Annotated in this window: 3 protein-coding genes; 1 reads left to right on the top strand and 2 read right to left on the bottom strand. The window is 56.1% G+C overall.

Annotated elements, in window-relative coordinates; translation table 11 throughout:
• Positions 1–31: 31 nt before the first annotated feature.
• Positions 32–929, top strand: a protein-coding gene (locus ARGLB_RS03460) for an IS5 family transposase (protein ID WP_217491524.1) whose coding sequence is annotated in 2 segments (ribosomal slippage) — positions 32–109 and positions 111–929 — 897 coding nt in all. Because the reading frame shifts where the segments join, the coding sequence is not laid out codon by codon here.
• Between the two features lie 62 nt (positions 930–991).
• On the opposite strand, the gene ARGLB_RS22630 is transcribed toward ARGLB_RS03460, so the two are convergent.
• Both ARGLB_RS22630 and ARGLB_RS23105 read right to left on the bottom strand, forming a co-directional pair.
• Positions 992–1492, bottom strand: a complete 501-nt coding sequence (locus ARGLB_RS22630) for a Panacea domain-containing protein (RefSeq protein WP_003798973.1) — start codon at positions 1490–1492, stop codon at positions 992–994.
• A gap of 4 nt (positions 1493–1496) precedes the next feature.
• Positions 1497–2333, bottom strand: coding sequence for a GAF domain-containing protein (locus tag ARGLB_RS23105; protein WP_139023240.1), 837 nt, complete (start codon positions 2331–2333; stop codon positions 1497–1499).
• Between the last annotated feature and the right edge of the window lie 367 nt (positions 2334–2700).

The following is a 2700-nucleotide window of genomic DNA, read 5'->3' as shown; positions in this document are numbered from 1 at the left end:
TCCCGGGTTGCCTAGCCGCGATGCTTGATGGGTGTCTCGTGCTTCTGTTTTGACTGACGGGCAGTGGGCCCGCATCCAGCCGTTGCTGCCGTCTTCTGCTGGCCAGCGGGGGTCGCCCTTTCCGGGATGACCGCCGGGTGGTCGAGGGCATCATTTACCGGTACCGGTTCGGGATTGCCTGGCGGGATGTGCCGACGGAGTTCGGTCCCTGGCAGACCATCTGGAAGCGTCACCGCCGCTACAGCGGTGACGGAACCTGGGACAGCATTCTGGCGGCCCTGCTGACCGTCGCGGATGCCCGCGGGGAAGTGGATTGGTCGATCTCGGTCGACCCGACCAGCACGGCACCAACCTTCCTCGCACCACAGGGGGCCTGCTCGAATTACATGAATCTGATTGCTGAACCGGACGATCATGCAATTGGGCGGTCCCGCGGCGGATTGAGCACCAAAATTCACGCACTGGTCGACGGTAAGGGCAGGCCACTGGTACTGCTGGTCGCTCCCGGCCAGGGCGGGGATGCGCCGATGTTCACCCACCTGATGAACCAGCTGAAGATTACTCGGGCCGGCCCGGGCAGGCCACGTACCCGCCCGGACCGTGTTCGCGGTGACAAGGCATACTCGTCCAAAGCCATCCGAACGCACCTTCGCGACCGCGGCATCATCGGTGTCATCCCGCACCCGTCCGATCAGATTGGCCATCGGAAACGACGAGGATCAACCGGGGGCCGACCCCCGGCCTTCGACAAAGAGGACTACAAACGTCGCCACGTCGTCGAACGCAACTTCAACATCTTCAAACAGTGGCGAGCCCTGGCGACCCGCTACGACAAACTCGCCCTTACCTACCGCGGCGGAGCGGTCCTTCAGGCAATGAGCATCTGGTTGACGGCTTTAGGGGAACGCCCTAGCAGCGGGCAGAAGTGAGTTCTTGACCGCCTTTTGCGCGGGTGCATGTGAAATCATCTCCAACGACAGTTCAGCAGATGCTATTTCCGAAAAATGGCAGCGTTTTTTGGCCATCCAACGGTCTGCTCTTCCCGATAAAAATCTCGGATCATTTCGTGATCAATCGGCACACGAAGAATTTTCCCTTGGCGCGCTTTTTCCCAAGCTTCGATCCAGGGGGTCTCTTGATGTGTTAGATTACGAAGTCGCCAGCCGGACAGACCTCCATACGTGTCAACAATGTCGTCAACCAGTTGTTGGTCTTCAACTGAAAGATCGTGGGGAGAACCGTGCGGCCATTGGTTCAGATCAATTTCGCCGCGGTGAAGCGGATATATAGAAGCTATTACAGGCCCGTGTTTCCAAGCTTGAATTTCATCTTGGAACAGGGGATATCCTCGGCCAGCAAGACTCCAAGCGTTGCAATAATATAGTAACTTTTGGAGCTTAATTGCTTCAACCGGACCAAGCTTCCGCAGTCGCTTAAAGATGTAGGCGGATACGTTCAATACAGCGTTCGTGGGCTGCTCATAATACGACATGTGGTCACCTCCCGGTAGCAAACTCTACCGCAGTAGTCGATGCCCGCTGAGCGATTTGCGCTTCGCGTGCCCTATCTTTCTCAACCTCCGCGAACGCGAGGAGGTCTCCTAGGAGCGTAAGTACCCCCTCGGCTGCATCATTGAAAGCGCGTTCGGCCGTAGAATCAACAGTTAGAAGGGCAAAAGGCTCGTTACCCGCCCTTACTCCCATGCAGATGGAGGACCTCCATCGCTTCGACTCGTCTGCTGACGTTCGCCCCCTTTTGCGCTTTCGGTTGTGATGCGGCTTCTTACTATTCAAAGCCTGAAACATATGCGCAGTCTCTTTCGACCGGAGGATCGAATGGCTGGGGTCGTGCCTCCCAGACACCGGGGTAGCCCAAACGTAGGTTAGCGCGGTGATGTTGGCCCCGCCCGTTTCTTCTGGTTCTTCCTCACCTGCACTAGGTTCGTAGAGACAGACGCGAACTTCAGGAACGCCCAGGTAATCGAAGAGTGATTTGCCAAACTTCAGCGCCTCAGGCTGGAACCGCTGAACATTTTCGGGCGTCCAACCGGATTCATTACCTGCAACGATGGATCTGACAGCGTGTCGAAACTCGGCGGCAGCATGACTCAGTCCTTCTGACTCCGCATCGCCCACTGCTTTACGAAGTACTTCAATCTCATCTTTTTCTTTATAGTTTGCCGAGACCAGCCAACTGGCGCCGACCAATGTCAGGATGACACCAGCCGCACGAGTAACATCACTGAACCATCCGATATGGACAAGATCATTGAGGAAGTCGGCAACATTCTGTATACCAGGAGCCCCCGACATGGCCGCTCCAGCGGCGGTCAAGTATCCTGCCCATGTCTTAGCCGTCCTGCTTGCCCATCTGGGAACTCGATGGCGCGACTCATTTACACGTGCATCGGAGGTTCCCAAACTGATTCCTTCCGAGGACACGAGCCATGCCCGATAAGCAAGAAAATGATGATAGCTAAATTGTAAGATATGTGCCCAAGAATTAAGTCATTGGCCCGCAGGGAGGCGACCTGCGCTACTTGATATAGTCGAGTAGGGACGCTCAAAGCTGGTAAGACCCGTACCAGTACGAGCACGAAGTCAGCACTCACACGTTACGGGGCCCTAGAAGTTCCCTTTCAACCTGAAATCCCCGCATACAAGAAAGAAAACCCTTCGACTTGCAGGAGAGCCGAGACCA

It is taken from the genome of Arthrobacter globiformis NBRC 12137 (assembly GCF_000238915.1).
Lineage (GTDB): Bacteria > Actinomycetota > Actinomycetes > Actinomycetales > Micrococcaceae > Arthrobacter > Arthrobacter globiformis.
Note: the sequence above shows the minus strand (reverse complement) of the source record. Positions and strands in the feature narration are given on the sequence as shown.

Coding starts and splice junctions, on each gene's coding strand:
- ARGLB_RS22630 (WP_003798973.1), bottom strand. CDS start 1,492: ATGTCGTATTATGAGCAGCCCACGAACGCTGTATTGAACGTATCCGCC.